Source organism: Actinoplanes sp. TFC3 (genome assembly GCF_001553785.1).
Classification (GTDB): Bacteria; Actinomycetota; Actinomycetes; order Mycobacteriales; family Micromonosporaceae; genus Actinoplanes.
The window spans coordinates 3,716,944-3,742,465 of the sequence record NZ_LOJP01000001.1; the positions used below are offsets into that span (position 1 = coordinate 3,716,944).

At 70.2% G+C, this 25,522-nt stretch carries 26 protein-coding genes; 9 read left to right on the forward strand and 17 right to left on the reverse strand.

Annotated elements, in window-relative coordinates; genetic code table 11:
- Positions 1 to 8: 8 nt before the first annotated feature.
- Positions 9 to 872, reverse strand: a complete 864-nt coding sequence (locus TFC3_RS16705; RefSeq protein WP_067506890.1) for an oxidoreductase — start codon at positions 870 to 872, stop codon at positions 9 to 11.
- Positions 873 to 975: 103 nt separating this feature from the next.
- Here TFC3_RS16705 and TFC3_RS16710 point away from each other — a divergent pair, with 103 nt between their 5' ends.
- On the forward strand, positions 976 to 1,791 hold the full coding sequence (locus TFC3_RS16710; protein ID WP_067500705.1) for a helix-turn-helix domain-containing protein: 816 nt from the start codon (positions 976 to 978) through the stop codon (positions 1,789 to 1,791).
- Positions 1,792 to 2,289: 498 nt separating this feature from the next.
- Positions 2,290 to 2,625, forward strand: coding sequence for an STAS domain-containing protein (locus TFC3_RS16715; RefSeq protein WP_067500708.1), 336 nt, complete (start codon positions 2,290 to 2,292; stop codon positions 2,623 to 2,625).
- A gap of 42 nt (positions 2,626 to 2,667) precedes the next feature.
- Here the strand turns inward: TFC3_RS16715 and TFC3_RS16720 are convergent, their stop codons facing one another.
- Positions 2,668 to 3,483 carry an alpha/beta fold hydrolase gene (locus TFC3_RS16720; protein ID WP_161952607.1) on the reverse strand — a complete coding sequence of 272 codons (816 nt, stop codon included), beginning with the start codon at positions 3,481 to 3,483 and terminating at the stop codon, positions 2,668 to 2,670.
- A gap of 87 nt (positions 3,484 to 3,570) precedes the next feature.
- On the opposite strand from TFC3_RS16720, the gene TFC3_RS16725 reads away from it, so the two are divergent.
- The gene (locus tag TFC3_RS16725) at positions 3,571 to 5,541 is read left to right on the forward strand and encodes a protease pro-enzyme activation domain-containing protein (protein WP_082772105.1); all 1,971 of its coding nucleotides are present in this window, start codon (positions 3,571 to 3,573) and stop codon (positions 5,539 to 5,541) included.
- 105 nt (positions 5,542 to 5,646) lie between these two features.
- Here the strand turns inward: TFC3_RS16725 and TFC3_RS16730 are convergent, their stop codons facing one another.
- Positions 5,647 to 6,216, reverse strand: a complete 570-nt coding sequence (locus TFC3_RS16730; protein ID WP_067500712.1) for an HDIG domain-containing metalloprotein — start codon at positions 6,214 to 6,216, stop codon at positions 5,647 to 5,649.
- 278 nt (positions 6,217 to 6,494) lie between these two features.
- On the opposite strand from TFC3_RS16730, the gene TFC3_RS16735 reads away from it, so the two are divergent.
- Positions 6,495 to 6,734, forward strand: a complete 240-nt coding sequence (locus TFC3_RS16735) for a hypothetical protein (RefSeq protein WP_153040260.1) — start codon at positions 6,495 to 6,497, stop codon at positions 6,732 to 6,734.
- A gap of 18 nt (positions 6,735 to 6,752) precedes the next feature.
- On the forward strand, positions 6,753 to 7,631 hold the full coding sequence (locus tag TFC3_RS16740; RefSeq protein WP_067500716.1) for an LLM class F420-dependent oxidoreductase: 879 nt from the start codon (positions 6,753 to 6,755) through the stop codon (positions 7,629 to 7,631).
- A 79-nt stretch (positions 7,632 to 7,710) separates the two neighbouring features.
- On the opposite strand, the gene TFC3_RS16745 is transcribed toward TFC3_RS16740, so the two are convergent.
- The 3 genes from TFC3_RS16745 to TFC3_RS16755 form a co-directional block, all read right to left on the reverse strand.
- Positions 7,711 to 8,796: an acyltransferase gene (locus tag TFC3_RS16745; RefSeq protein ID WP_236718160.1), complete on the reverse strand. Its 1,086-nt coding sequence runs from the start codon at positions 8,794 to 8,796 to the stop codon at positions 7,711 to 7,713.
- Positions 8,797 to 8,876: 80 nt separating this feature from the next.
- Complete coding sequence (locus TFC3_RS16750; RefSeq protein ID WP_369819680.1) at positions 8,877 to 9,173, reverse strand: response regulator transcription factor; 297 nt, start codon at positions 9,171 to 9,173, stop codon at positions 8,877 to 8,879.
- Between the two features lie 21 nt (positions 9,174 to 9,194).
- On the reverse strand, positions 9,195 to 10,259 hold the full coding sequence (locus TFC3_RS16755; protein WP_067506896.1) for a zinc-binding dehydrogenase: 1,065 nt from the start codon (positions 10,257 to 10,259) through the stop codon (positions 9,195 to 9,197).
- Between the two features lie 66 nt (positions 10,260 to 10,325).
- Here TFC3_RS16755 and TFC3_RS16760 point away from each other — a divergent pair, with 66 nt between their 5' ends.
- On the forward strand, positions 10,326 to 11,072 hold the full coding sequence (locus TFC3_RS16760; RefSeq protein WP_067500721.1) for a helix-turn-helix transcriptional regulator: 747 nt from the start codon (positions 10,326 to 10,328) through the stop codon (positions 11,070 to 11,072).
- A gap of 31 nt (positions 11,073 to 11,103) precedes the next feature.
- On the opposite strand, the gene TFC3_RS16765 is transcribed toward TFC3_RS16760, so the two are convergent.
- The 5 genes from TFC3_RS16765 to TFC3_RS16785 all read right to left on the reverse strand — a co-directional run bounded on the left by TFC3_RS16765 (position 11,104) and on the right by TFC3_RS16785 (position 15,327).
- Positions 11,104 to 12,306: a sorbosone dehydrogenase family protein gene (locus tag TFC3_RS16765; RefSeq protein WP_236718162.1), complete on the reverse strand. Its 1,203-nt coding sequence runs from the start codon at positions 12,304 to 12,306 to the stop codon at positions 11,104 to 11,106.
- Positions 12,307 to 12,428: 122 nt separating this feature from the next.
- Positions 12,429 to 12,926: a polyketide cyclase gene (locus TFC3_RS16770; protein ID WP_067500725.1), complete on the reverse strand. Its 498-nt coding sequence runs from the start codon at positions 12,924 to 12,926 to the stop codon at positions 12,429 to 12,431.
- Positions 12,927 to 12,936: 10 nt separating this feature from the next.
- On the reverse strand, positions 12,937 to 13,548 hold the full coding sequence (locus TFC3_RS16775) for a hypothetical protein (RefSeq protein ID WP_153040261.1): 612 nt from the start codon (positions 13,546 to 13,548) through the stop codon (positions 12,937 to 12,939).
- 171 nt (positions 13,549 to 13,719) lie between these two features.
- Positions 13,720 to 14,772, reverse strand: a complete 1,053-nt coding sequence (locus TFC3_RS16780) for an aldo/keto reductase (RefSeq protein WP_067500729.1) — start codon at positions 14,770 to 14,772, stop codon at positions 13,720 to 13,722.
- Between the two features lie 117 nt (positions 14,773 to 14,889).
- Entirely contained in the window at positions 14,890 to 15,327 is a 438-nt protein-coding gene (locus tag TFC3_RS16785) for a CBS domain-containing protein (protein WP_067500731.1), read from the reverse strand.
- A 215-nt stretch (positions 15,328 to 15,542) separates the two neighbouring features.
- Here TFC3_RS16785 and TFC3_RS16790 point away from each other — a divergent pair, with 215 nt between their 5' ends.
- Positions 15,543 to 16,703, forward strand: a complete 1,161-nt coding sequence (locus tag TFC3_RS16790; RefSeq protein WP_153040262.1) for a hypothetical protein — start codon at positions 15,543 to 15,545, stop codon at positions 16,701 to 16,703.
- Positions 16,704 to 16,854: 151 nt separating this feature from the next.
- Here TFC3_RS16790 and TFC3_RS16795 read toward each other — a convergent pair whose 3' ends face one another.
- Positions 16,855 to 17,811, reverse strand: coding sequence for a TIGR03885 family FMN-dependent LLM class oxidoreductase (locus tag TFC3_RS16795; protein WP_067500735.1), 957 nt, complete (start codon positions 17,809 to 17,811; stop codon positions 16,855 to 16,857).
- A 65-nt stretch (positions 17,812 to 17,876) separates the two neighbouring features.
- Between TFC3_RS16795 and TFC3_RS16800 the strand changes: the two genes are divergently transcribed.
- Together TFC3_RS16800 and TFC3_RS16805 are read left to right on the forward strand one after the other, a co-directional pair.
- Entirely contained in the window at positions 17,877 to 18,242 is a 366-nt protein-coding gene (locus tag TFC3_RS16800) for a VOC family protein (RefSeq protein ID WP_067500737.1), read from the forward strand.
- Positions 18,235 to 19,173, forward strand: a complete 939-nt coding sequence (locus TFC3_RS16805; protein ID WP_067500739.1) for a nucleoside hydrolase — start codon at positions 18,235 to 18,237, stop codon at positions 19,171 to 19,173. The genes TFC3_RS16800 and TFC3_RS16805 overlap by 8 nt, the downstream gene beginning before the upstream one ends.
- Before the next feature lie 218 nt (positions 19,174 to 19,391).
- On the opposite strand, the gene TFC3_RS16810 is transcribed toward TFC3_RS16805, so the two are convergent.
- The 5 genes from TFC3_RS16810 to TFC3_RS39365 all read right to left on the reverse strand — a co-directional run bounded on the left by TFC3_RS16810 (position 19,392) and on the right by TFC3_RS39365 (position 25,492).
- Positions 19,392 to 20,021 carry a response regulator transcription factor gene (locus TFC3_RS16810; RefSeq protein WP_067500741.1) on the reverse strand — a complete coding sequence of 210 codons (630 nt, stop codon included), beginning with the start codon at positions 20,019 to 20,021 and terminating at the stop codon, positions 19,392 to 19,394.
- Positions 20,018 to 20,941, reverse strand: coding sequence for a nitroreductase (locus tag TFC3_RS16815; RefSeq protein ID WP_067500743.1), 924 nt, complete (start codon positions 20,939 to 20,941; stop codon positions 20,018 to 20,020). The genes TFC3_RS16810 and TFC3_RS16815 overlap by 4 nt, the downstream gene beginning before the upstream one ends.
- Positions 20,942 to 20,943: 2 nt before the next feature.
- Positions 20,944 to 21,915, reverse strand: coding sequence for a nitroreductase (locus TFC3_RS16820; RefSeq protein ID WP_067506899.1), 972 nt, complete (start codon positions 21,913 to 21,915; stop codon positions 20,944 to 20,946).
- A gap of 106 nt (positions 21,916 to 22,021) precedes the next feature.
- Entirely contained in the window at positions 22,022 to 23,677 is a 1,656-nt protein-coding gene (locus tag TFC3_RS16825) for a GAF domain-containing sensor histidine kinase (protein ID WP_067500745.1), read from the reverse strand.
- Between the two features lie 186 nt (positions 23,678 to 23,863).
- The gene (locus tag TFC3_RS39365; RefSeq protein ID WP_236718163.1) at positions 23,864 to 25,492 is read right to left on the reverse strand and encodes a hypothetical protein; all 1,629 of its coding nucleotides are present in this window, start codon (positions 25,490 to 25,492) and stop codon (positions 23,864 to 23,866) included.
- Between the last annotated feature and the right edge of the window lie 30 nt (positions 25,493 to 25,522).

Below are 25,522 nucleotides of genomic sequence, written 5' to 3' on the forward strand. Positions count from 1 at the left end.
CGGTCTGCTCAGCCGGCGATCGCGTTCAGCTCGGCCAGCGCCTCGGCGGGCAGCTTCAGCGCGGCCCCGGCGATGTTCTCCCGCAGATGCTCGACGGACGAGGTGCCGGGGATCAGCAAAATGTTGGGTGAGCGCTGCAGCAGCCAGGCCAGCGCGACGGACATCGGCGTCGTCTCCAGCCGCTTGGCCACCGAGTGCAGGGTGTCCGACTGCACCGGGGAGAAGCCGCCGAGCGGGAAGTACGGCACGTACGCGATGCCCTGCTCGGCCGTGCTGCCGACCAAGTCGTCGTCGCGCCGGTTGGCGATGTTGTAGAAGTTCTGCACGCACACCACCGGTGCGATCCGCTGGGCCTCGGCGAGCTGGCCGGCGTTCACCGTGCTAAGGCCCAAGTGCCGGATCAGCCCGCGCTCGCGCAGCTCGGCGAGCGCCCCGAACTGTTCGGCGATCGAGCCCGGCTCGGGCGCGTCGAAGCCGCCGACGCGCAAATTGACCACGTCGAGGGTGTCGAGGCCCAGGCGTTGCAGGTTGTCGTGCACCTGCTGCACCAGCTCGGCCGGGGTGCGCGCGTGCGGCCAGCCACCCTGTTCGTCGCGGCGGGCACCGACCTTGGTGACGATGTGCAACCCGGCCGGGTACGGCGCGAGCGCCTCGCGGATGATCTCGTTGGTGACGTGCGGGCCGTAGAAGTCGGCGGTATCGATGTGGGTTATCCCCAGCTCGACCGCGGCACGTAACACGGCCACGGCAGCCGCGCGGTCGCGCGGCGGGCCGAACACGCCCGGGCCGGCCAGCTGCATGGCGCCGTAGCCGAAGCGGGTGACCGTGAGGCCGGCGAGCCGGTACGTCCCGCCCGGAAGGTTCTCTGTCATGACCACCACGATGCCGCCGGACCCGGCAGGCGGCCAGGGCCCTGCCCACCCTGGGTGTGACAGGACCAGGATGCGCGGCACCCGGTTCTCCTAAGATTGCCGGGTGACCAGGCCGAACCCGCTCGGGGAATACCTGCGCGCCCGGCGCGCGCTGGTCGACCCGTCGGATGCGGGCCTGCCGGTACGTGGTGTACGCCGCACCCCGGGGCTGCGCCGCGAGGAGGTCGCCACCCTCGCCGGGATCAGCGCCGACTACTACCTGCGCCTCGAACAGGGCCGCGACCGCAACCCGTCCCCGCAGGTCCTCGAGGCCCTCGCCCGGGTGTTCCGGCTCGACGCGGTGGCCACCCAGTACCTGCTCAGCCTCTCCGCCGCGCAGCCCTCGACGCCGCGTCGGCCCCGGCGCGAGGTGGTGCCGGCCGGCATCCGCCAGCTACTCGACACGATCAACCTGCCGGCGTTCGTGGAGAGCCGCCGCTTCGACGTGCTCGCCGCCAACCGGCTGGCCATCGCGGTGTCGCCGAACAACAAACCCGGCAGCAACCGGCTGCGCGCGATCTTCCTCGACCCCGACGAGCAGGACCTGTTCGTCGACTGGGAGCAGGCGGTCGGCGGCATGGTAGCCGGGTTCCGCGCCGCGCTGGGCAACGATGCGGCCGACCCGCGCACGGTCCAGCTCGTCGGCGAGCTGTCGCTGGCCAGCGAGCTGTTCCGGAGGCTGTGGGCGCGCCACGACGTGACCGCGCTGGCCGGGGGCAGGTTCCGGTTGCGCCACCCGCTGGTCGGCGAGCTCGACCTGCGGCGCGAAAAGCTGCCCCTGAGCGCCAGCGGCGGCCAGATCCTGGCGATCTATCACGCCGAGCCGGGCTCGGAGTCGGCCCGCTCGCTGGAGCTGCTGGCCTCGCTGGCCGCCGTCTGAGCCGGGCGGGGCGGCGGGCAGCGTCGAGACGGCCGTGCGGGTGCTCGACCGGCTCGCCGTCGAGGCCGGGCAGACCGTGCCGGCGCAGGGCGCGGCGGGTGGCACGGGCGCGGTCGCGGTGCAGGCCGCGGCCGCACGCCCGTGGCAGAATCGTCCTGGTGCACTAGCGTTGCACAATGGACACCGCTGGCCGGCACCCGGTTGCGGGTGACCCATTCCGGGTTCTACGACGAGGCCATGGCCCGCGGCCACGAGCAGGCGTGGCAGCAGCACGTCCTCCCCCATCTCGACGAGGTTCTGCCTGCCCAGCCGCCCGCGGTGTGATGACGTCAGCACCAGGTGCACCCGGTGAGCCGCTCTCGCCGGCGGCCTCCTGCTGACCGTCCCGCAGCCTGTCTGCGTAGCCTTGGCCTTCATCGGCGTCGTCTGCCTCATCAGTTAACCCGTTCGGGGCCGCCCAGTGAGCCGATCTTGATAGCCGCGGCTATCCTCGGGCAGATGTCAGGGAACACGTTGGTCGATTACGAGGCGGTCACCACCGACGGGCTGCTGGTCGCATCGCTCGCGGGCGAGCTCGACCTGGACAGCGCCGACGAGGTGCGCGACAGCCTCGCCGCCGCGGCCGAGGGCACCGGCTGCCGCTACCTGCACGTCGACGTCAGCCAGCTCGGCTTCATCGACTCGTACGCCCTGGGCGCGCTGGTCAGCGCACGCAACAGCGCCGCCGCCCTCGGTGTCACGCTGACGCTGGTCAACCCGTCGGGCCCGGTTCGCAAGGCCATCAACGTGACAGGCCTAGCCGACGTTTTCGGCCTACCGGCCGGCAGCGAGTAGCGCGTTCTGCTCGATGGCGTCCACGATCACCGGCCACAGTTCCTACGGCAGATCGTGGCCCATGCCGGCGATGGTCAGCAGCTTCGCTCCCGGGATCGCCGCCGCCGTGGCCCGCCCGCCGTCGACCCCGATCAGCGGATCGTCCTCGCCGTGGATCACCAGCGCCGGCACGGTGATCCCGCCCAGCTCGGTCGTGCGGTCCGGGGACGCCAGGATCGCCGCGTACTGCCGCATTGTGCCCTGCGGGCGGTAGGAACGGTCGTACTTGGCCGCGGCCCGGCGCAGCAGCTCCTGCTCGGCGGCCGGGAAGCCCGGTGAGCCGATCACCCGGGAGACAGCGACCGCGCCGGCGATGGCCCGCTCGCGGTCCGTGGCGGCCGGGCGGCCCAGCATCGCCGCGGCCTGCGGGGTCGCTCGGCCCACGGTGCGGTCGCCGGTCATGGACATGATCGAGCACAGGCTCGCCACGCGCTGCGGGTGATCGATGGTCAGTTGCTGCGCGATCATGCCGCCCAGCGAGGCCCCCACCACGTGCACCCGGTCCACCCCGAGGGCGTCGAGCAGGCCGGCCGTGTCCGCCGCGAAATCGCCCATCACATAGGGCGCGGAGCTTCGGTCACCGCGCAGCAAGGCGGGGATATCGGGTACGCCCCAATCATCGAGGGCCGTGGAAAGTCCCGAATCCCGGTTGTCGAAGCGGATCACCTGGAAGCCGCGCTCGGCGAGCAGCTCCACGAAGGGCAGGGGCCAGTCGACCAGCTGCGCTCCCAGCCCCATGATCAGGAGCAGGGGCCGGCCGGACGGGTCGCCCGTGGTCTCGTACGCCATCTCGATGCCGTTGGTTCTCGCAGTGGGCACGCAGGAAGTCTGCCAGATCTTGACCGGCGGCATCGACAGGAGTTGGGTGTGGAATACAGCTTTTCATTCACCCAGGGAGACATCTGAATGTTGATCCCCTCAACCCTGAGGTACCGGATCACGGCCGTCGTCGCCGTGGGCGCGGCCGCCGCTTCGGTCCTCGGCGCGTCACCGGCTCAGGCGGCGCGACCCGGGCGGCACACGCTGAGCGGCACCAAGCCGCAGTGGCTGGCGCGGGCCAAGGATGCCGGCGCCCCGGCGTCGGCCGGCACCATCCAGTTCGGCCTGCTGCTCGCCATGCGCGACAAGGCCGGAGCAGAGTCGAAGCTCGCCGCCCTGAGCGACCCGGCCAGCGCGAGCTACGGCAAGTACCTGAGCAGCAGCCAGTTCACCGCCAGCTACGCCCCGGCCGCGGCCGACGTGAAGTCGGTGACCTCCTGGCTCGCCGGTCAGGGCCTGACGGTGCGCGACACCCTCGCCGGCGGCCTGTACGTCGAGGCGTCCGGCACCACCGCCCAGATCAACAAGACGTTCGGCACCACCGTGCGCGACTACACCTACGAGGGCAAGACGGTCCACGCGAACAGCACCGACCTGTCGCTGCCCGAGAACGCGCCCGCCGTGGTGACCGGGCTGGTGCACGGCGTGGTCGGCATCGACCAGGGCGCGCTGCTCAAGGAGCCCGGCGAAACACTGCCCCCGCCCGGGGACGGCTTCCGGGCGGGCACGCCGTGCTCGTCGTACTACGGTGAGAAGATCGCCACCACCCTGCCCGAGGCCCCGGACGGCAAGAGGGCGCCGTACGTGGTCTGCGGTTACACGCCCAAGCAGTACCAGAAGGCGTACGGCGCCACCGGCCAGATCAAGAAGGGTCTGGACGGCAGGGGCGTCACCGTGGCGGTGACCGATGCCTACGCGTCGCCGACGATCGTGCAGGACCTGCAGAAGTACAACAAGAGGTACGGTCTGCCGGCCTTCAAGCGCGGTCAGTTCTCCCAGATCACCCCGCCTGCCGACGGCTACGGCTACACCGAGGACTGCGACGCCACCGGCTGGTACGGCGAGGAGACCCTGGACATCGAGGCCGTGCACAGCATGGCCCCCGGCGCCAAGATCGTGTACGTGGGCGGCAGCGACTGCGTCACCGGGCTCGACGAGGCATGGGCCGAAACCATCGACAACCACGTCGCCGACATCATCACCAACTCGTGGGGCAACAGCACCGACGACATCAACCTGCTCGGCGAGGAAACGGTCGAGTTCTACAGCCTGTTCTCGCTGGAGGCGGCGCTGACCGGCATCACCGTCGACTTCTCCAGCGGCGACGCCGGCGACGAGACCGCCGGTGGCACCAACCTGCCGGCCAAGACCGTGGACTTCCCGTCCGACCTGCCATTCGTCACGGCGGTCGGCGGCACGAGCGTCGGCATCGACAAGCGCGGCGAGCGGGCCTGGGAGCACGGCTGGCAGAACGCGTACCAGAACCTGACCGATGGCGCGTGGGGCCCGTCGGCGTACAGCTCCGGCGGTGGCGGCGGCACCAGCGTGCTGTTCGCGCAGCCGTTCTATCAGAGGGGAAAGGTGCCGGCGTCGATTTCCAAGTACTTCGGCTCAACCCCGGCGCGCACCACCCCCGACATCGCCATGCCGGGCGACCCCAACACCGGCTTCCGGGTCGGGCAGACCCAGAAGTTCCCGGACGGCACCTACTACGACGAGTACCGCATCGGTGGCACCAGCTTGGCGTCCCCGCTGCTGGCCGGCATCCAGGCGATCGCGAACCAGAAGGCCCACCACGCTTTGGGCTTCGTGAACCCGCTGTACTACGCCGAACTCGGCACACCGGCCCTCAACGACATCAAGGCCCCGAAGAAGCAGGTGTACGAAGCCCGCGCCAACTTCGTGAACTCGGTCGACGCTACCGAGGGCCGCACGTACCTGCTCCGCCAGGTCGACGTGCAGACCAGCACCATCCACAGCACCCCGGGCTACGACGCCGAAACTGGCGTGGGCGTACCGGGTGAGAAGTTCTTCGCGGCCGTTCCCGGTCGCTGGTAACGGGCGGTTCCAGGACCGCGGGTACGTCGATGATCCCCGGTGGCGCCGGCCACCGAGGGTCACGCAGCCGGCCCGCACGCAAGCCCCTCACTGAAATGTCCAGTCTCAGGACGCGATACGAGACCGCCGCAGCGCGGCCTCCATCCGCTCGGCCACCGCCGCCAGGAACGGGCCACGCAAGTGATCGACCTGCGCGTTGACCGACTCCGGGCCGTGGCGCAGCAGCATTTCCTCGTGCCGCTCCGTCGCTGTCACCCGGCCGCCGTCCGGGCCGACGGTCTGGTCGGCATAGGTCAAGGCGTCGGAGAGCACGTTCTCCTCATAGGGGTACGAAGCCAGCAGCCGTTCCCGCAAACCTCGCGCCGCCGCGACGTACCGCGCCCCTGAATGATGCGCCACGCGCGCCGCCACCGACAACGGCCACCCGTGCGCCGTCAAATGATCCGCACCGTCGAGGGGGTGGAAGCCGGTGACCTTGAGCGGCGCGGCGTACCCGATGTCGTGCAGCCACGCCGCCGCGACCAGCGTGTCGTGGTCCAGGCCCAGCGCATCCGCGAGTTCACCGGCTCGTTCCGCGACGCCTTGCGTGTGCCGCCACCGGTTGCCCATCGCGCCGAGGTAGTCGGAGGCGAGCTGCTGGGCCGCGGTGAGGAATGCCCGGGTTTGGACGCTCATCAGCGGATGGTGAGCCGCTCAGATTAACAACGCGTGAACCCCGGCTGGCGTCCGCTTGAATCAGCGGCAAGCCGGGTGTGCGGCTCCGTTCCTGGCGGTGGCCGAACGGCGTTGGGTATCGGCCGATTGGCGCGTAACCGGCAGCCGATCTTTCCTTTGCGCGCACCCGTGTGCATCTGCACGTGCAGGAGAGCTTGCACAGCGGTTACCCAGAGCGAGATGCTGAACGACAAGCGATGCGCCGTACCGCGGCGCAGTCATACACAGCAGGAGTACGAATGGACCGTAATCGTGGCCCGGTGAGCTGTTTCGCCGAGTCGGACTACCGCTTCGGCGCCGGTCCGCTGTGGATGCGCGTCGAGCGCGTGGACTGGACCAGCCCGGTGCGCTACGACGAGGACAACTGGTACGAAGTGGATGGAGTCGAGACCACCTCGGACGGCCGCGACATCGGGCGCCGCCAGGCCCTGGTCCGGGCCCGCAGCCTGGGGGCCCTGCGCCGCAACCGGCGCACTTGAGGCGGGTAGGTTCGTCCCATGACCAAGTTCGGAGTTTTCGTCCCGCAGGGCTGGCAGACCGACCTAGCCGAGATCGCCGACCCGATCGAGCAGTACGAGGCGATGACGGCGGTGGCCAAGCTGGCCGACGCTGGGCCGTGGGACTCGGTGTGGGTGTACGACCACTTCCACACCGTCCCCGAGCCGACAATCAACTCAACGTTCGAGTGCTGGACGGTGACCTCCACCCTCGCCCGCGACACCACCCGGGTCAACATCGGCCAGATGGTCGGCTGCAACGGCTACCGCCAGCCCTCCCTGTACGCCAAAATCGCCTCCACCGTTGACGTGGCCAGTCACGGCCGGCTGTACGCGGGCCTGGGCGCCGGCTGGTACGAGCACGAGTGGAAGGCCTACGGCTACGAGTGGCGAGACGTACCGCAGCGCATGAGCGAATTCCGCGAAGCGGTGCAAATCGTGCACAAGATGTGGACCGAGGAACGCCCCGTTTTTCAGGGAAAGCACTACTCCATCGACGGCCCGATCAACGAGCCCAAGGGCGTCCGCAAGCCCCACCCTTCCTTCTGGCTGGGCGGCGGTGGCGAGAAGGTGACGCTCAAGCTGGTCGCCCAGTACGCGGACGCCTGCAACGTCGGCGGCAGTGACCCCGAGGTGATCCGCCACAAACTGGCAGTGCTCAAGGGCCACTGCGAAGCCCTCGACCGCGACTACGACCGCATCATCAAGTCCACGTCCATGAACCTCGACCCGGCCGCGTCATCGGCCGAAAACGCCGGGCGCGTGGAAGCGGCGCTCGAAGCCGGGGCCGACTACTTCATCCTGTACATCCCGCGGGTGGCTTACGACCATGAGCCCCTGCAGCGCTTCGCCGCCGAGGTCATTCCTCAGTTCAGCTGAGCGTCCCCCGGGTAATGCCGCGGCCCGCGTATCAACGCGGGCCGCTCTGCCGCGCGGGCCGCGGCGGCCGGTCAGGCCGTCAGCTACCGACCCGGCTGAGGGCGTGCCGCGGAGCCGGAACCTGTCGCACCGGCCAGGGCCGCAGCCGAGGCGACCGCCGTGCCGCCAGGTCCTCCACCCACCCGAACGCCAGCACAGCCCCAGCCAGCAGAGCCAGCGCCATCGCGGTGAAGGTCACGTACGTCAGCAACCCGCGGTGCCACAAGCCGAGGCGGTCGCCGGCGAGGATGGCCGCTGTGATCATCACGTTGTGCCAGAGGTAGATGGTGACGGCTCGGTTGTTGAGCGCGGCGACCATGCGTTGGATCAGGGGCAGGCGGGCCAGCCAGCCCATGGGCGGGGTGAGGCGCAGCAGGGCCAGGACGAAGCCCATGGAGTACAGGGCGTGGGCGAGGGGGAACGGCACCAGGTCGAGGCCGCCGGGGCCGGGGTGGTCGACAACCCAGGCGATGCTTGGCACGGTGCAGGTCACGGCCAGGGCTGCCACAAGCGCGGGGTGCAGGGCTTTCAGGTCACCGTCGCGGTGGGCGAAGCCGAGGAGCCAGCAGGGCAGGAACGTGAGGACGTACCCGAAAATCTGCTCGGCGTTGTTGCCGGTGGCCAGCGGTGCGTTGTGCAGGATCGCGAGGGCGAGCAGGGGCAGCCCGACGGTCAGCAGCCGCCGGCGGCGGTAGAGGCGCAGGAGCAGAGGCGAGAGCAGGACAAGCCAGAGGTACGTCGCCAGGTACCAGAGCACGCCCGCGCCCTCGGCACCCACGTCGCCGAAGCCGTGCCCGGCCGGTGGGGTGGCCAGCGGCACGACCCAGAGCAGCAGGCCGGGCCACGGCGGCCGGTGTCCCCAGCCGGCGATGAGCATCAGCGGGACCAGGACCAGACCCATCAGCCAGAGCGCGGGCAGCAACCGGCGTAAGCGGCTGCGCACCACCTCGGGGCCGGGTTTGCGGTCGAGCGAGCTGGCCATCAGCGAGCCGCCGAGCGCGAACATCACGCCCATGGACGGAAAGACCAGGGCGAGAACGGCATAGTGAAACGCGTGGTACGCCACCACGCGCACAATCGCGACAGCGCGCAGCGTGTCGAAGTAGCCGTCCCGTGCACTAGCCACCCGATTACTCCCCGCATGGTAACGACATTGCAACCGGCCGACCGTAACGGATCTTGTGCGCGTAGCGACCAACCGTTCGGCTAGATCGCGGCCTCCAACGGGCTTTCCACCCGTTGGACCAGCTCAGCGGGGCTGAACGGCTTGGTCAGGTAGTCGTCAGCACCGATAGCGAATCGCAGGTCGATGTCGTACGGCCGGGCCCTGGCGCTCAGTATCAGCACCGGAATGTCCCAGGTGGCGGCAGAGCGGTGGATAGCATGACAGACGGTGAGCCCGTCCAGCCCCGGCATCGACACGTCCCCGTCCCGGATCGGCGTGGGTGAGGCCATGGTGGAACTCCTTGCGATGCTCGGTTGATCGGCACGGTGAACACGTATCCGAGCCCTCCGGAGGTTGCTTCACGGGAGCGGTTGAACCACGACAAATCCGGGACTCGCGGTGCGCTCGGCCAGATCGAGCGCCGCTGCCGGATCCGCGAAGCCGGCGACCACCGCGTCGAGGCGTCCGAGATCGATCAGCCCGGCCCGGATCAGCTGCCAGACGCCGAGGACGGTCTCACCCCGAGCCATCCAGGAGCCACGGATCGTGAGACGACGACGCATGATTTCCCCGTACGGTAGAAGCAGGTCGTGCCGCACCCCGCCGATCAACGTCATCGTGCCGCCGGGGCGCAGGCTGTCGAACCCGGCCAGCGTGAAGCTCGTGTCCGGGGTGGCACCGAGCGCATCCAGCACCAGATCCGGCTCCCCCGCATGCCGCAGCGCCGCCGCGTCAGTGCCCCTGTCCCCGGTCATGGCGACCGGCACCACCCGCGAGTCCCACCCGGCCAGCCGTTGCAGGGCCGCCCGGTTGCGCCCCGCAACGATCACCCGCGCAGCGCCCCTGGCCAACGCGACCAGAACGGCGGCCGTGCCCAGCTGACCGGTAGCGCCCAGGATCAGCACTGTGCCGCCGGGCTGTTGCAGTCCCTCGGCGGCGATGCTCAGCCACGGCAGGAACGCCACCTGCTCGAGACGGCCATGGGTTTCCGCGCCGGGCAGGCGTACCAAGGTCTCCTTGGCGCACAACGCACGCTGCGCAAGCGTCCCGTGCCGCCAGAGCTTCCGCATGGCCGTGATCTGCGCGGTGTTCTCCCCGCGCCCACCGATGCCCGTCCACCCGACCAGGCATTCCTGCGGATCGCTGAGGTCTCCCGTGCGCAGCAACCCGTGATCGACCACGATGTCGCCGGAGCGCACGTTGAAGACATCCTCCGCCACCTCGCGCACCCGAGCGATGGCGACCGGACCGAGCACCGCGGGCACCGGAATGTCACCGCGAACCCCCGTCGTCAGAGTTTTCGTGTACGCCGGTACGTGCACCGCCAGCACATCGACGATCGCGCTACCGCCTCGCAGCACCGGTTCGGGAACGTCGGTGGCGTGCAGCCCGCCACCCGTCTCGTGCAGCATCCAAGCTCTCATGATCACCAGCCTGCCCGCAGTTCAGCCTGGTATCCAGAGCCGCTTTATTCTGGTATTGAAGGTGCCATGAAAACCGAACTAGCGGCGTTTCTCCGGAGCCGGCGCGAACGGCTGACCCCGGCCGACGCCGGCCTGCCGATGACCGGGCGCCGCCGCACTCCCGGGCTGCGCCGCGAGGAAGTCGCCATGCTCGCCGGGGTGAGCGCCACCTGGTACACCTACCTGGAACAGGGCCGCGACGTGCGCCCGTCGGAGCAGGTGCTCAACGCCATCGCCGGCACGCTGCAACTGAGCGGCCCGGAACGCGACCACCTGCAGCAGTTGGCCGGCACCACCACGCCGCCACCGATGCAGGAGACCGCCGACCCGGGCGTCGCGGCGCTGCCCTCGCTGCTCGGCGAAAATCCGGCGTACGTGACCGGGGCGACGTTCGACCTGCTGGCCTGCAACGACGCCGTGACCGAGCTCCTCGCCGGCCTGCACACCGGCGCGAACCTGGCCCGCTGGATGTTCACCCACCCCGGAGCCAAGCAGGTGCTGGTCGACTGGGAACCGGTCGCGCAGAGCCTGCTGGCCCGCCTGCGCGCCACAGCGGTACGCGACAAGGGCGTCTTCAGCCGGCTCATCGAGGACCTGCACGCCGCCAGCCCGGAAGTCCGCCAGTGGTGGCCCCGCTACGACATCGCCACGGCCCGATCCGGCACCAAACGCCTCCGCCACCCCCGGCGCGGAGTGATCACCTTCCAGTACACGTCACTGCTCGTCGCCGACCACCCCGACGAAACCGTCGTCATCTACACGCCAGCAGCCTGAACAAAACCGGCCACGCCCCGAGCCGCCGCCGTCACCGCATGGCGACCCGGTACACCGCCCCCGCCAGGTCGTCGCTGACGTACAGCGCCTTGTCCGGTCCTTGCACCGCCATGACCGGCCGGCCCCACCGCGACCCGTTGTCCAGTTGGAAGCCGGTCAGCAACGTCTGCTGCGGCCCGAGGGTCCCGTCGCGCCAGGCGAAGAACGACACCTCCGGCGCGCGCGGTGGGTTGCGGTTCCAAGAGCCGTGGATGCCGACCAGTGCTCCCGGCCCGTACTGTCCCGCCAGCCCAGGTGAGGTGGCGAAGCTGAGTCCGAGCGGGGCCGAGTGCGCGCCCATGCCTTGTTCGATCGGGGGCAGCGTGGCGCAGTTCAGCTTGCTGCCGTCGGCGTTGGTCTGCACGTCGCGCAGGAACGGGCGCTGGGTGTAGGCGCGGTCGCCGGCGTTGAGGTCGGGGTCGGGGTTGCAGTACGGCCAGCCGAGGTCGCGGCCCTGGGTGAGCTTGGCCAGGGGTTCGAGGGGGTGGTCGTTGACGTACGACTGCACCACCTTGCCGTGGTCGTCGCCCTCATGCGGGTAGCCGATGTTGTCGCGGTTGTTGACCGCCGTCCACACCGCGCCGGACGGGTCCACGGCGAGGCCGGTGCCGTTGCGAACTCCGCGCGCGAACACCGAGGCCTCGCCGCCGCCCGGGGGCACCCGCAGGATGGCAGCGCGCTGCGGGCCGGCTTCGCGATCCTCGGCGGAGATGTTGCCGGTGGAACCGATCGACACGTACAACGCGCCGTCCGGGCCGGCGGTCACGCTCTTGAGGGCGTGGGCGTAGGCGCCGTGCAGTTCCGGGCTTTTGGCGTCGGGCAACCCGTCGACCACCACTTGCTTGTCCGACACGGCTCCGGCCTGGTAGGTGAACGAATCGACCTGATCGCTCTCGGCCACGAACAGCTTGACGGCGCCGGGCTCGGTGGCGCCGGGCTCGAAGGCGAGCCCGTGCGGCTGGTTGAGCCCGGACACCAGGGTGTGCTGAGCCGGGGCGGCGTCGCCCTGGCCGGGGACCAGTTCGACCACGTCACCGGACTTGGGCCGTGACACGAGCAGGCGGCCGTCGGGGGTCCACGCGAGGAGCCGGGCACCGGGAACCCGAGCCCAGACGGTTACTGTCCAGCCTGGTGGGGCTTGCAGGTGACGGTCCTGGTCGAAGGGAGCTGTGTTGGTGCCCGGAAGGGTCTTCACGGTTGTGGCAGTCAAGGAGGACGACGCAGGGGCGGGGGCGGCAGCCGGCGAAGGTGGGGACGAGGAGCACGCCACGACAGCGAGCGCCGAACTGACGGCGGCCATTGCACGGGCGATCGTCCTCATGAGGGCATCTCCGCGAGGCGCTTGAAGGTGAGCAGTTGCCGGCGCGCCATCACCAGGTCGCCCACGGACAGCGCGGCGCCCAGCCAGCGGTTGGTCCGCATGACCACTTTGAGCAGCAGACGCGTCGAGGCCGCGGCCTCGGGCACCAGCACGTACGACATGAAAGCTCCCATGATCGCGCCCGTCAGCTGTTTTCCCGGATCGACCGAAACTATCTCGCCCACCCGCCGCCCGCCCACGGCAGTGAACGGTTCCCCGGTTCGTGGTTCCGGCAGATCCACGAGCCGCCGAGGTGAGCGGCGCCCGAGATTGTCGATCAGGTCATAGGAGTACGGGGCCAGCCGCACCTGTGTGACCCAGCGCCACACCACCGTGGCCGGTGCCTGCACGCTCACGCCCCGCCAGGCCTGCACCGCCGGCCGGACGACCAGTTCATCGCACGGATAGACCCGCGACACCTCAGCATCCGTGACTCCCCACCGGTCCCCGATCACAAGCCCGCTCCTACTGCTGCCAGAGAAATGCAGCGTTGTCGCAGGTCTCGCAGCGGAACCCGTAGCCGCACCCACCCCCGAAGTTCGCCGACGTCCGATGGTTGTGGCCCTCTTCCAACTGGACGACGAACGTCATCGGCGTGGCACATTTCTCGCACGCAGGCGTCTCGTCGTCCTGCAACCACGCCGGCTGCCCGCCCAACTGTCCGAGCACCACACGCCCCGGCCCGCCCGCCGCCTCGGTCCACTTGGTCCGGGCACTCCAGTAGTCCGAGCCGTCAACCTCGCGGACGTCGACAGCGGACACCTCACCCAGCGACGTGTCGCCCTCCCCCGGCACCTGCGCGGCGCGCACGGGCCCGGCCGGGAACACGAACGCCTTGTTGCCGCCGAGCTTGGCGTCCCACTCCTCGCACAGGCCGGGATCGTTCTGGCACATGAAGATGGACAGCAGGGCAGGCTCGGGACGCACGTGCTCGACCTGGGCCAGGAACTGCATCGGCCCGTCACAGGTCGCGCAGCACGGCCACTCGAAGTTCGCAGGCACCAGCGGAACGCCACCGGTGCGGGTGCCGGGCGCGTCCGGCGCCGCAGCGCCGGCATAGACCATGAGTTCAACCACGGCGGCGAGAGTACGGGAAATCGAGGCGACCCGAGGGCGACCGTGGGCCCGTCACCCTCGACTGCTACGGCGTGGAAGTCCTCGACGCTGGTTTTCTTGCTGGGTTCGCCGACGCGCAGGTCGCCTTTCCAACGGGTACGAACAAACGCCGCCTCCTGCGATGTCCCGTGCTCAGCCCAGGTGCGGGCCGAGCAGCGTCAGATCGGCCGGGGACAGCCGGTCGCCGGCCGTGCGGGCCTGATGCCAGTACGGGTACAGCAGGGCCGGCGCGCTCACCTCGTCGAGGCGCTGGCGTTCCTCGTCGCTGAGCTTGAGCTCGGCCGCCGCGAGGTTGTCGGTCAACTGCTCGGCAGTGCGGGCGCCGATCACCAGCGTGGTCACGGCCGGACGGCCCAGCAGGTATGCCAGGGCGACCTGAGCCGCGGAAACGCCCCGGTCCTGGCCGATGGAGACGAGCACTTCGACGGTGTCGTAGAGCTTGTCCTGGTCGTACACCGGCGGCTCGTTCCACTCCGAGAGCTGACGGGAGCCGGCCGGGGGCTGCTGGTTGCGCCGGTATTTGCCGGACAGCAGGCCACCGGCGAGCGGGCTCCAGACCAGCACACCGAGGCCCTGATCGACGGCGGCGGGGATGAGTTCGTACTCAGCGTCGCGGGCCTGCAGCGAGTAGTAGATCTGCTGGCTGACGAAGCGGGGTGCGCCGGTGCGGTCGGCCGTGCCCAGAGCCTTGAGCAGTTGCCAGCCGGCGTAGTTCGAAGCGCCGACATAGCGGACCTTGCCCTGCTTGACCAGCGTGTCGAGCGCGTCCAGGGTCTCGTCCAGCGGGGTCTGACCGTCCCACTCGTGCACCTGGTAGAGGTCGATGTGGTCGGTGCGCAAGCGGCGCAGGCTGGCCTCGCAGCCGGCGATGATGTGGTGACGCGACAGCCCGGCGTCGTTGGGGCCCGGCCCCATCGTCATGCGTACCTTGGTGGCCACGAGCACGTCGTCGCGGCGGCCTTCGAGCACCTCGCCGACGATCTCCTCGGAGAGCCCCTCGGAGTAGACGTCGGCGGTGTCGATGAGGTTGATGCCCGCGTTCAGGCACTGGTCCACCTGCCGGCGCGCCTCGGCTACGTCGGTGGAGCCGACCATGGCGAAATTACCCTTGCCGCCGAAGGTCATGGTGCCCATGGTGAGAACGGAAACTCTGAGGCCGGACCGGCCAAGCTGGCGATATTCCATGCCCCCAACCTAACCCCGTCAGCGGCGCTGCCCGCTGCTTCAGCTTCCCCCGCCCGCTGGCCGCCGTCCCTCCCCGCTGCCCGTTTCCCGGCCGGTCCAGCCTCTTTCGCCGCGGATTCAGCTTCTTTCGCCGGTGATGTAGCCGGACAGCGCTGTGGCCTCGACCTCGAGCTCGGTGATCCGTTTCTTCACCACGTCACCGATGCTGACGATGCCGGTCAGCCGGTTGCCGAGCACCACTGGCACATGCCGGAAGCGCCTCTCGGTCATCAGCCGCTCGACCTCGGCGATGTCCGCGTCCGGGGGCACAGTGTGCACCCGGGTGGTGGCGATGGCGGACACCGGCTCGGTCAGCACGCCGGCACCGCGGGCGGCCAAGGCCCGCACGATGTCCCGCTCGCTGACGATGCCGTCCACCGAGTTCGCGCCGGTGGAGACTACCGCGGCCCCGATGCCGTGCTCGGCCAGCGTGGTGAGCAGATCCTGCACGATCATGGCGGGCGGAACGGTGACGACCTCGCCGCCCTTGTCCTTCAGGACATCACTGATGCGCATCTCGAACTCTCCCTCGAACGCCTCGTTGCGTGCCGGAAGTGGTTCCCCTTGCTGCAGTATTCACCGATGTCACCGTATGACGCGTCGGCCCCGGCGCACCCCTTCGGGTCAGATCACGAACATTCCGGCTGCATCCGGGGAGTTCTGCAGTACTCTGCGCCGCCTGGGGAGCCCTAGAGTGTCTCCCGGATGAGCGACCGCCCGAAGGAGGCCGGATGAGCGCGCGCAGCGGGCCAAGAACAGTGACGACGCGCTATGTCTGGCTGCCTCATGGCCGCACCGGCGGTTGGCTGCTCGTGCACCGCAGCATCAGCCGCAGCGCCAAGGACGTCACCCACGACTTCTGGATCACCGGCGAGATCGCCCCCGAGGACGCCAGCGACGTGCTCAAGGACTCAACCGCGGACTGGGCGCCGCTGGTGCTGGGAGAACAGATCAACTTCTTGCTCTGGCCGTACGTCCTCACTGCTGTCACGGGAAAGCAACTACGCCGGGTCCGGGAGCAGTTGCTGCTCGCCCCGGTCCGCCCGCTCGCCGACATCACCGTCTCGGTGGCTGACGGCCCGGACGGCCCCCGGGCCACCGAACCGTCCATCATGCTGGCCGACGACCCCTACGCCCCCGAGCACGAGGACCTCGACCTGGCCGGGCACTGGTCAACCGGGGCCCTGGACGCGTCGACCCGCCGCGCTGAACTGCTGACCGCGGTGTCATCCCGCACCGGCTCCCCCGAGCCGCTGCGACGCATGGTGCAGGTCAACCGCTTCGTCACCCAGGACGTCCTGGCCGGCACGGCGCTCGGTGACGTCCTGGCTCGCCGAGCGGTGCGCACCGCAACAGCGGCCCTGCTGGCCGACCCGGCCGCCGAGGAGGCCCGGGAACGGCTGGTCGACGAGCTGCGCGGGCACGGCTGGCGCTTCGACAGCGTACCGATCACCCTGCAGGACACGCCGAAGCCCGGGTTCCTGGAGCGACTCGTGTTCTTCCTGGCCGACCAGGGCCCGGAGCACCAGGCGACGTACCGCATCGCCACGCTGCCCACCTGCGCCGATCTGCTGGACACACCCGGCCTGGCGCAGGCCCTCGCCGACCATCTCGGCCCGCTGGACCCCTCCCTGCGCTCCGACCCGGCCAAGTTCCGCGCCGCCCTGACCGAACTCCCCCCGGAATGGGACCCGCCCCGCGAACGAGGCGTACACCTCGCCCCACCGGACACCGACGAAATCACCACCGTCGCAGGCCCAAGCCCGGTCAGCATCGGTGCACCACCCACTGGAGACCCCCGCTTCCCCCACATCGCCGAGATCCACCACATCGAACTGTTCGACAGCCGAGGAGTGGCCCAGGGCACCTACAACCTGTCCCGCCCGGTCTGATCGGATTTCGCTCTCGCCGGTGCGCCCGTTCCGCTCGCTGTGGCCGCCAGCTTCCCCGATATCACGCCGGCTTGCGGACACGCCAGCGGCGGGCTTCACAGTGGCGATATCCCCCTGGCTGACGGCCGCAGCGCGCGGTAACCAGACCGGCTCATCGCAGTGCGGGCAACACCTTGGCGCCGAACGTCTCGATGAACCCAGTGAGGTCCTGACCGACATGGTGCAAGTAGATGCGATCGAAGCCGAGCGCCGCATAGCCGCGCAGCCATTCGATGTGCTGGTCGGGATCGGCCGAGATGTTGACGACTTCCCGGACCCTCTCCAGGGGCACGTCCTGCCCGACGACGTCGAAGTGCTCGGCGAGTTCGAGGTCCCAGCACACCGGCGGCGGGAAGACGTTGGTGCGCCATTGGTCGTACGCGATGCGCTCGGCCTCCTCGATGGTGGGCGCCCAGCTCAGGTGGACCTGCAGGCAGACCGGTCCGCGGCCGCCGTTGTCACGGTAGGCGGCGATCATGTCGCGCAGCTTCTGCTCCGGGGCGTTCACCGTGACGAGCCCGTCGGCCCAGGAGGCGCACCACTTCGCCGTCTTCTCGCTGACCGCGGCACCGATCAGCGGCGGGGGCTCGTCCGGGCGGGTCCAGAGCCGGGCGCGGTCCACGGTGACCAGGCCGTCGCGCGTCACCTCCTTGCCGGCCAGCAGATCACGGATCACCTCGACGCTTTCCAGCAGGCGGGCGTTGCGCATCTCTTTGCGCGGCCACGGCTTACCGGTGATGTGCTCGTTGCTGTACTCACCGCTGCCCAGCGCCGCCCAGAACCGGCCCGGGTACATGCTGGCAAGCGTGCCGATGGCCTGGGCGATGATCGCCGGGTGGTAGCGCTGGCCGGGGGCGTTGACCACGCCGAAGCTCAGATTCGTGGCCTGCAGCGCGGCACCCAGCCACGACCAGGCAAAAGCGGACTGTCCCTGCCGTTCGCTCCACGGCGAGAAGTGATCGGAGCACATCGCGGCATCGAACCCGGCGCGCTCGGCGGCGATCACGGCATTCAGGAGCTCGGCGGGCCGGATCTGCTCATGGGAACAATGGATTCCGTAGTCCGTCATGCGCTGCGTACCTACCCGCTGACTGGTCACCGCAATCGGGTTGCCCCGTCCACTAGGTTGGACGGATGATCCGGTGGGCTTACGCGTTCATCGACCAGGTTTGCCTGGACATACCGGCCGCAGAGTACGACGCCGAAGTGAGCTTCTGGGCGCGGCTGACCGGGTGGGAGTTGCAGCCTTCACCACCGGAGTTCCACCGGCTCAAGCACCCGACCGGCATCCCCGTGCAGATCCTGCTGCAACGCCTTGACGACGACGGCGAGGGCGGCAGCAGCGCTCATCTCGACCTGGACTGCGTGGACGCCGATGAGGAGCGTCGCCGGCATGAAGCGCTCGGTGTCACCTTCATCGCCGACTTCCCCGAGTGGATCGTGATGCGAGACCCGGCCGCCGGCACCTACTGTCTGACCAGGAGAGAGCCCCGTGGCTGACGCCCTCTACCTCGACTGCGACACCGGCGTGGACGACGCCATGGCCATCGCGCTGCTGCTGCACAGTCCGGCCGTGGAACTGCTCGGCGTCGGCACGGTCAGCGGCAACACCGGCGCCGCGCAGGCGGCACGTAACACCCTCGACGTGCTCGCGCTCGGCGGGCTGTCCGCCGTACCGGTGGCGGTTGGCGCACTGCACCCACTGCGGGGCACGTTCGCCGGTGGAGCCAGCCGGGTGCACGGCGGGAACGGCATCGGCGGGGCTGTGCTGCCGCGTTCCAAGACCGACCCGGTGCCGGTCAGCGCGGCGGACCTGCTGATCACGCTGGCGCGGGCGCGGCCCGGCACGTTGCGAATTCTGGCGACCGGGCCGCTGACCAATCTGGCGCTGGCGCTGCGCCGCGAGCCGAAGCTGCCGTCGCTGGTGCGGGACGTCACGATCATGGGTGGCGCGGTGCGGGTGCCGGGCAACATCACCGGGCACGCCGAGGCCAACATCGCCAACGATCCGGACGCGGCCGCCGAGGTGCTGGCGGCGGCGTGGCCGGTGACCCTGGTGCCGCTCGACGTGACGCTGCAGCACCGGCTCACCGTCGCCGACCATGAAGCGCTGCGCACGCACGGCAGCCCGCTGACCATTGCGCTGGCCGACATGCTGGGTGGCTACTTCGACTTCTACGAGCCGTCGCTGGGTGTGCGAGAGGTGCCGCAGCATGACGCCCTCGCCGCGGGGGTGCTGACCGGGGCCTTGGAACCGGCCGATGCGCCGGAGGTGGGTCTGCGGGTGGATCTCGACGAGCACCGCGGCAAGCTGATCGAGGACGAGACGGTGACTCCCAAGACCCGCGTGGTGCTCACGCTTACGGCCGGCGCAGGACCGATCATTCGTACGCTCGCCGCAGGCAACGGACCTGAGACACCGCCGGGTTGAGGCATCCCCCGGAGCAGCCCGCGATTGGCGGGCGTTGCATCCGTGCAGCCCCGAGCCGCACCAGGAACGCAGGTCTTCTCTGGTGGTGACGGCGCTCGTCGCCGGCGGATCGTGTCGACGTCGGCTCTGCCGATTCGGTCCTGCCGTATCGACCGGGCTGACCCGCCTCTGCGGTGCGGTCGACCGCCCAGCCCGGCCTCCCCGCAGATATGCCGGGGTCAGGAGAGCAAACGGGTCGCGAGCACCGCCGCCTGCGTCCTGCGTTCCAGGCCCAGCTTGGCCAGCAGGCTCGACACGTAGTTCTTGACGGTCTTCTCGGCCAGGAACATCTTCCCGGCGATCTCGCGGTTGGTCAGGCCCTCGGCCACGTACTCCAGGATGCGGCGTTCCTGGTCGGTCAGCGCGGCCAGCTCGCGGGGCTGCTCGACGCCGTTACGGATGCGTTCGAGCACGCGCTGCGTCACGGCCGGGTCGAGCAGCGACTGGCCGGCGGCGATCCGGCGGACCGCGTCCACCAGGTCGGTGCCGCGGATCTGCTTGAGGACGTAGCCTGACGCGCCGGCCATGATCGCCGCGAACAGGGCCTCGTCGTCCTCGTACGAGGTCAGGATCAGGCCCTTGATCGTGGAGTCGACGGCTCGCACGTCGCGGCACACGTCGATGCCGTTGCCATCGGGCAGCCGCGCGTCGAGCACGGCCACGTCGGGGCGCAGCGCGGGGATGCGGCGCGCGGCTTCCTGGGCCGAACCGGACTCGCCGATCACCTCGATGTCGCCGGCGGCGTGCAGCAGCTCGGCCAGGCCGCGGCGGACCACCTCATGGTCGTCGAGCAAGTAGACGCGGATCATGTGTCCTTCCTACCCGCAACGAGCCCGGAGTCAACGAAGCTCACCTCGGCCACCGGGCGGCGCGCTGCAGGCCGACCCGGCTGGCCGTAACCCAAGCGCAGAGCGATCTGAGGCACGCCCACCCGCAGCGAACGTTGCAGCCGCTCACGCGCCGCGGGTACCTCAACAGGCTGAGAGATCATCGAGCTGGCCAGCCCCTCGGCAGTCGCGGTGAGCAGCACCCGCTGCAGCGCCTGCCCGGCCACAACCTGGTCGACCGGCAGGTCACCAGGGGTACCCAGAATCGCCACGAGCGGCTCAGGGTCCCAGTCGCGGTCGATGTAGTGGCGCTGCGGCAGCAAAGCGCCGGCGGGGATCGGCACGCCCACCTGCGCCCACGTAGCCATCTCGGCCTGGTAACCGGGATTACGCCGCAACACCCGATCGGCGCTGCCCGCGATCTCACCGAAAGCGGCCAGCGCCGCCGTACCGATGATCAATTCCAGCCTTGCCGACTCCGTCCGGGCCGCCTCGATCAGCCGCACGCGGGACTGCGAAGGCACCGGATCGCTGAAGAACGGCTTGCGGTTGCTGAACCTCCGCGCGATCGCCGAGGCCAATTCCTCTTCGGCACAGGTGGGCCGGCGCGGCGCCGCGGGAGTCAGTCTGGCGATTGTTTCCCGGTACGGCCGCAGCTCGGCCACCGCCGGCACGCCAGCCGCCGCCAACGCCATCCGCGCGTTGAACGTCGCCGCACCGCACGCCATCCGCACCGCCCAGCCGGCGGTGTCCGCGATCGCCAATTGACGCGACCGGTCGGCCAGCACCTCGATCGCTCCCCCGGCCAGCCGGAAACGCCACGGCTGCGAGTTGTGCAGCGAGGGCGCCCGGACCGCAGCAGCCACCGCGAGGCGCAGGTCGTCGACCGTGTAGCCGGCCATGATCAGCTGTCCGTCCGGATGCTGATGGCGTCGGCGCGGCGCGGAACCGGCGGCAGGTCCGCGCTGTCCAGCGGGTAGCCCACCCGCACCGCCACGTACGGCTCGCCGATGTCCGACAGCAGCCCGCGCAGCAGGTGCCGGGGCCACGCCACCTCGACGCTGTCGCTGATCGGCTCGGTGGCCAGCCCGTCGGCGGTTGCCGCGAGCAGCAGCGCGGACAACGCCTCACCGCCGCGCAGGAAGTCGGCCGGGCGGTCGGTCAGGCCGAACAGGATCACGTACTCGGCGCCGGCGTCGTAGCCCGCACCGGCCTGCAGCCCGGCGACGCCGTCCTGGGCGTAGTCGCGCACCGGCACCCGGCGCAGCACCGGCTCAACCGCAGTGTTCAAAGGCACCCCGTCACCGGCTTCGGCGGGCCGGTGCGTCCAGTGCTCCAGCTCCTCGCGGTAGCGCGGGTCACGCTGCTCGGCGGCACCGGCGAGCTCGGTCGAGATGGCCAGCATCGGCACCTGGTCGCGGCTCACCGTGTGCAGGTACGCACCCTCGGCCTCGACGACCCGGCGCAGCGCGGTCAGCTGGGCCTCGGTGACCGGCCGGTCCCCGTACGAACGCCGGTCGGTCCGGCGCAGCCCCACCGCAGCAGCCACCCGCTCGGCCTGCGCGTCAGCCGGACGCGCGCCGGTGAACGTCAGGCGCGCCAGCAGCTCCGGGTCGGCCGGGTCGGGCAGCCGCTCCACCATCGCGTGCCACCCGGCGGCGGCCAGCGCCACCCGCGCGTGGTGCAGCGCGGCACCGCAGCTGAGCAGCAACAACCGCCCGTCGGGGTCGGTGGCGGGCAGCGCCCGGTCGCGCTCGGCGCGCAGCGTCATCGTGTCGCCGTCGATGTGCCAGCGCCACGGCTGGGTGTTGAACACCGACGGGGCTTTCAGCGCGGTCCGCGCCGCGTCAGCCAGCGCGCCGGACGGAGTGGTCATCGGGGAAACCTCCAGGTCGTTCACCTGACCACCGTCTCCCGTCCCGCCCGGCACAGTCAGGGCCGAAAGTCCCGACTTGCCAGGACCTGGTCACCGGACAAGCCGCTCAGCCCAGCGGGACGCGCCAGGTCAGCACGGTGCCGCCGCCCGCAGCCGGGGTGATCCGGCACGAGCCCCCCAGGTCGCGGGCCCGCTCCCCCATGTTCACCAGACCGCCCCGGGCCGCTGCAGGATCGGTGCCGATGCCGTTGTCCTCGACCCGGATCAGCACCGACCCGTCGGCCGCGCGCACTGTCACCCGTACCGCTGAAGCTTGGGCATGCCGTGCCGCATTGGACAGGGCTTCGCGCAGAACGGCAAGCAACTCCGGGACCACATCCTCGGGCACCGCGCTGTCCACCGGCCCGGAGACGTCGAGCGTGGGCCGGAAACCGAGGATGGCGGCGGCCTTGTCAACCGCAGTGCCCAGCTCCGTGCGCAACTGCGCGCCCACCGGCGCCCGCAGCTCGAAGATCGACCGGCGGATGTCGCGGATTGTGGCGTCCAGGTCATCCACCGCCGCGTTGATCCGCTGGGCCGCCTCGGGCCGCACCGCGTGCGGCGCCACGGCCTGTAGCTGCATCCCGGTGGCGAACAACCGCTGGATCACCACGTCGTGCAGGTCACGGGCGATACGTTCGCGATCCTCGAGCACGGCGAGCAGCTCACGCTCCTCCTGCGCCCGGGCACGTTGCAGGGCCAGCGCGGCCTGGCCGGCGAAACTCGACAGCATCGTGGCGTCGTCGGTGCCACCCGCGGCCGCCCCGGCCACGATGACCAGGCCCTGCGGCGGGTCGGTGCCCGTCAGTGGGGCCGCCATCACCGGCCCGGCAGGAACCGGACCGGGCCAGTCACCCACCCGGTCCAGCCCGGCCTCGCCGCCGAGCAGCGCGTCCACGTCGATGGCGATCTCGCGGCCGGCCAGGGCGGGCGAGCCGTCGGCGACCTCGATGCGGTAGCGCCCGGCCTCGTCACCAGCGGCCAGCAGCACGAGCACCAGTTCCGCCTCGGTGATCTCCCGGGCGCGGCGCGCAATGAGCTGCAACGCCTCCTGACGGCGGACCGTACCGAGCAGCACCGAGGTGATCTCAGCGGCCGCGGCCAGCCAGCGTTCGCGGCGCTGGGCGAGCGCGAACAGCCGGGCGTTCTCGATGGCTACGCCGGCCGCCGCCGCGAGCGCCACCACGATCTCCTCGTCATCGTCGGTGAACTCGTCGGCGCCCTGCTTCTCGGCCAGGTACAGGTTGCCGAAGATCAGGTCCCGGGTGCGCACCGGAACGCCGAGGAAGCTGTGCATCGGTGGATGGCCCGGTGGGAAGCCGTACGAGTCGGGGTGCTGGGTGATGTCCGGCAGGCGCACCGGCTCCGGATGGGTGATCAGCAGCCCCAGCACACCCCGGCCGTGAGGCAGATCGCCGATGCGGGCGTGCGCCGCCGGATCGATACCGTGGGTGATGAAGTCGGACAGCTCGACGCGGTCCGGGCCGAGCACCCCAAGTGCGCCGTACCGGGCCCCGGCCAGCGCGCAGGCGGCCTCGACGATGCGCTGCAGCGTGCTGCGCAGGTCAAGGTCGGAACCGATGCCGACGACCGCGTCCAGCAGCGCCCGCAGCCGTTCCCGGCTGGCCACCACGTCACCGACCCGGTCGAGCATCTCCTGCAGCAACTCGTCCAGCCGTACCCGTGACAACGGGCTCAGTCCCAGCGAGGGAGGCTCGTTCATGGAGCGATCGTAGCGATCAGGGAACTCAACCCCGTCCGGGCCGGCGGCCGGAACCGCTCCGACGCCTGGGGTCGGCGCATGCCGGCGTCACCGCCACGACGCTGACCATCAAGCTGGAGCCGACAGCCCGCGACCGCTGGACCTTGGCCGGGACGGTGGAGGCGTCCCGGCCAAGGTCTGGGCCGGTTACTGCCCGCCGGCCCGGCGCCGCCGGGTGGCGCTGAGGACCAGCAGCCCGGCCAGAATCAGCACGGCGCCACCCAGGGTGACTGCCATGACGTTCGCACCGGTCAGAGCAAGCTTGTTCTCCGGTACGGGCGTAGCTGCCACATCCTTGACAGTTGCCTGAGTAGCGTCCGGCGCACCGGTGTCCTCATCGTCGTCCGAGGTAGCCGCAGCAGCGGTGGTCTTGCTCGGCTTCGGCGACGCCTTCTTCCCCGTGACGTTCTGGGCCTTGGCGTCCTCGTCCTCGGCAGCCGGCTCATCGCTCTTGCCCGCGTCGCTCTTGCCCGCGTCGTCCTTGCCCGCGTCGTCCTTGTCTGCGTCGCCCTTGTCTGCGTCGCCCTTGTCTGCGTCGCCCTTGTTCTCAGAGGCCGACTCGGCGTCCCCGGTCTTCGCGGGCTTGGGGGCGGCGGTCGTCTTCACCGGCTCCGGGGCCTGACCGGTGGCCTGATCGCCGGGCTTCCCGGCCGGCGGAAGGCTCACGGTCGGCGCCTTGGGCGGCGTGGTGCCGGTCTCGGTCTGCGGCGCGTCGCTGCTGGCCCCGGGCTCGGGTTGAGCAGTCCCGCCATCCCCGTTGTCACCGCCACCGTTGCCGTTCTCGTTATCGCCGTTGTTGCCACCGCCGTTGTTGCCGCCGCCGTTGTTGCCGCCGCCGTTGTTGCCGCCGGCGCCGTTGTCGTCACCGTTGCCGTCGTTGTTGTCGCCTCCGGCTGCGGCGCCGACCTTTACCCGTACCGCATCGATGGCAGGTGTTTCGTTGGCGCGCTGCATCATCGGCACCCGGTGGGATCCGTCACCGGCCCACGACGCACATTGGGCGATGCCCTCCTGGGGCAGGCCCGGCACCTGGATCGTCACGGTGTCCGGCACCGCGTTGCCCTTGCCGTCCTCGGTCGCCACGAAGAACGCCGGCACCGGCGAGGGGTCGACGGCCTCGGAGGTGCTGGCCAGCATCCGGCATGCGGTGTGGAAGTGGCCGCGGGTCAGGCCCTCCGCGGTGAGCACCGAGCTCTCCACGTAGTAGCCGCCCTGCCCGGCCGCCAGGAACCGGTCGCGGACCAGGTTGCGCGTGCTCACCTTGAGGGTGAAGGGCTGCCCGACGCTGACCTGTTCGGGGAACTCGGTGATCAGCAGCGACGGGTTCTTCGCAGCCACGCTGACCTCGCCGAATTCGGTGGACACACAGCGGTCGCCGTTCTGGAAGCCGTCGTGCGGCTGGAACTGGCTGCCCTCGCAGGTGTCGGTAAGGATCTCGAGCCCGTTGACGGTCTTCTTGACCGTGGCGCCGTCCTTGCACTCGCCGGCCGGCTCGGGCTCGGGCGCCTGCTCCCCCTTGGCGAGCTGGCCGTCGCCCTTGTGCTGCACGTCGCCGTCCTTGTCGGTGTACGTGCCGACCTTGGGATCGCTAGCCGACTTGGCTCCGGCTGTCCTGCCGGGCGCGGGCGAGGAGCAGGCCGCCATCGTGGTTTCGCCGGCGTTGGAGATCTGGGTGATGCCGACGACTCCACCGAACGCCACGAGCACCGCAGCGGCGGCGATGACACGACGGTCGGGACCGCGACGGGTAGCGGCCCGGCGGGAAGACCTTCGCATGGGTGATACCTCTTCTGTAGTCTCGCGCTC

Bases quoted from the DNA above. Each gene is read 5' to 3' on its own strand.
- TFC3_RS16705 (WP_067506890.1), bottom strand. From the start codon at position 872: ATGACAGAGAACCTTCCGGGCGGGACGTACCGGCTCGCCGGCCTCACG.
- TFC3_RS16715 (WP_067500708.1), top strand. From the start codon at position 2,290: ATGTCAGGGAACACGTTGGTCGATTACGAGGCGGTCACCACCGACGGG.
- TFC3_RS16725 (WP_082772105.1), top strand. From the start codon at position 3,571: ATGTTGATCCCCTCAACCCTGAGGTACCGGATCACGGCCGTCGTCGCC.
- TFC3_RS16730 (WP_067500712.1), bottom strand. From the start codon at position 6,216: ATGAGCGTCCAAACCCGGGCATTCCTCACCGCGGCCCAGCAGCTCGCC.
- TFC3_RS16735 (WP_153040260.1), top strand. From the start codon at position 6,495: ATGGACCGTAATCGTGGCCCGGTGAGCTGTTTCGCCGAGTCGGACTAC.
- TFC3_RS16740 (WP_067500716.1), top strand. From the start codon at position 6,753: ATGACCAAGTTCGGAGTTTTCGTCCCGCAGGGCTGGCAGACCGACCTA.
- TFC3_RS16755 (WP_067506896.1), bottom strand. From the start codon at position 10,259: ATGAGAGCTTGGATGCTGCACGAGACGGGTGGCGGGCTGCACGCCACC.
- TFC3_RS16760 (WP_067500721.1), top strand. From the start codon at position 10,326: ATGAAAACCGAACTAGCGGCGTTTCTCCGGAGCCGGCGCGAACGGCTG.
- TFC3_RS16780 (WP_067500729.1), bottom strand. From the start codon at position 14,772: ATGGAATATCGCCAGCTTGGCCGGTCCGGCCTCAGAGTTTCCGTTCTC.
- TFC3_RS16785 (WP_067500731.1), bottom strand. From the start codon at position 15,327: ATGCGCATCAGTGATGTCCTGAAGGACAAGGGCGGCGAGGTCGTCACC.
- TFC3_RS16790 (WP_153040262.1), top strand. From the start codon at position 15,543: ATGAGCGCGCGCAGCGGGCCAAGAACAGTGACGACGCGCTATGTCTGG.
- TFC3_RS16795 (WP_067500735.1), bottom strand. From the start codon at position 17,811: ATGACGGACTACGGAATCCATTGTTCCCATGAGCAGATCCGGCCCGCC.
- TFC3_RS16800 (WP_067500737.1), top strand. From the start codon at position 17,877: ATGATCCGGTGGGCTTACGCGTTCATCGACCAGGTTTGCCTGGACATA.
- TFC3_RS16810 (WP_067500741.1), bottom strand. From the start codon at position 20,021: ATGATCCGCGTCTACTTGCTCGACGACCATGAGGTGGTCCGCCGCGGC.
- TFC3_RS16815 (WP_067500743.1), bottom strand. From the start codon at position 20,941: ATGGCCGGCTACACGGTCGACGACCTGCGCCTCGCGGTGGCTGCTGCG.
- TFC3_RS16820 (WP_067506899.1), bottom strand. From the start codon at position 21,915: ATGACCACTCCGTCCGGCGCGCTGGCTGACGCGGCGCGGACCGCGCTG.
- TFC3_RS16825 (WP_067500745.1), bottom strand. From the start codon at position 23,677: ATGAACGAGCCTCCCTCGCTGGGACTGAGCCCGTTGTCACGGGTACGG.
- TFC3_RS39365 (WP_236718163.1), bottom strand. From the start codon at position 25,492: ATGCGAAGGTCTTCCCGCCGGGCCGCTACCCGTCGCGGTCCCGACCGT.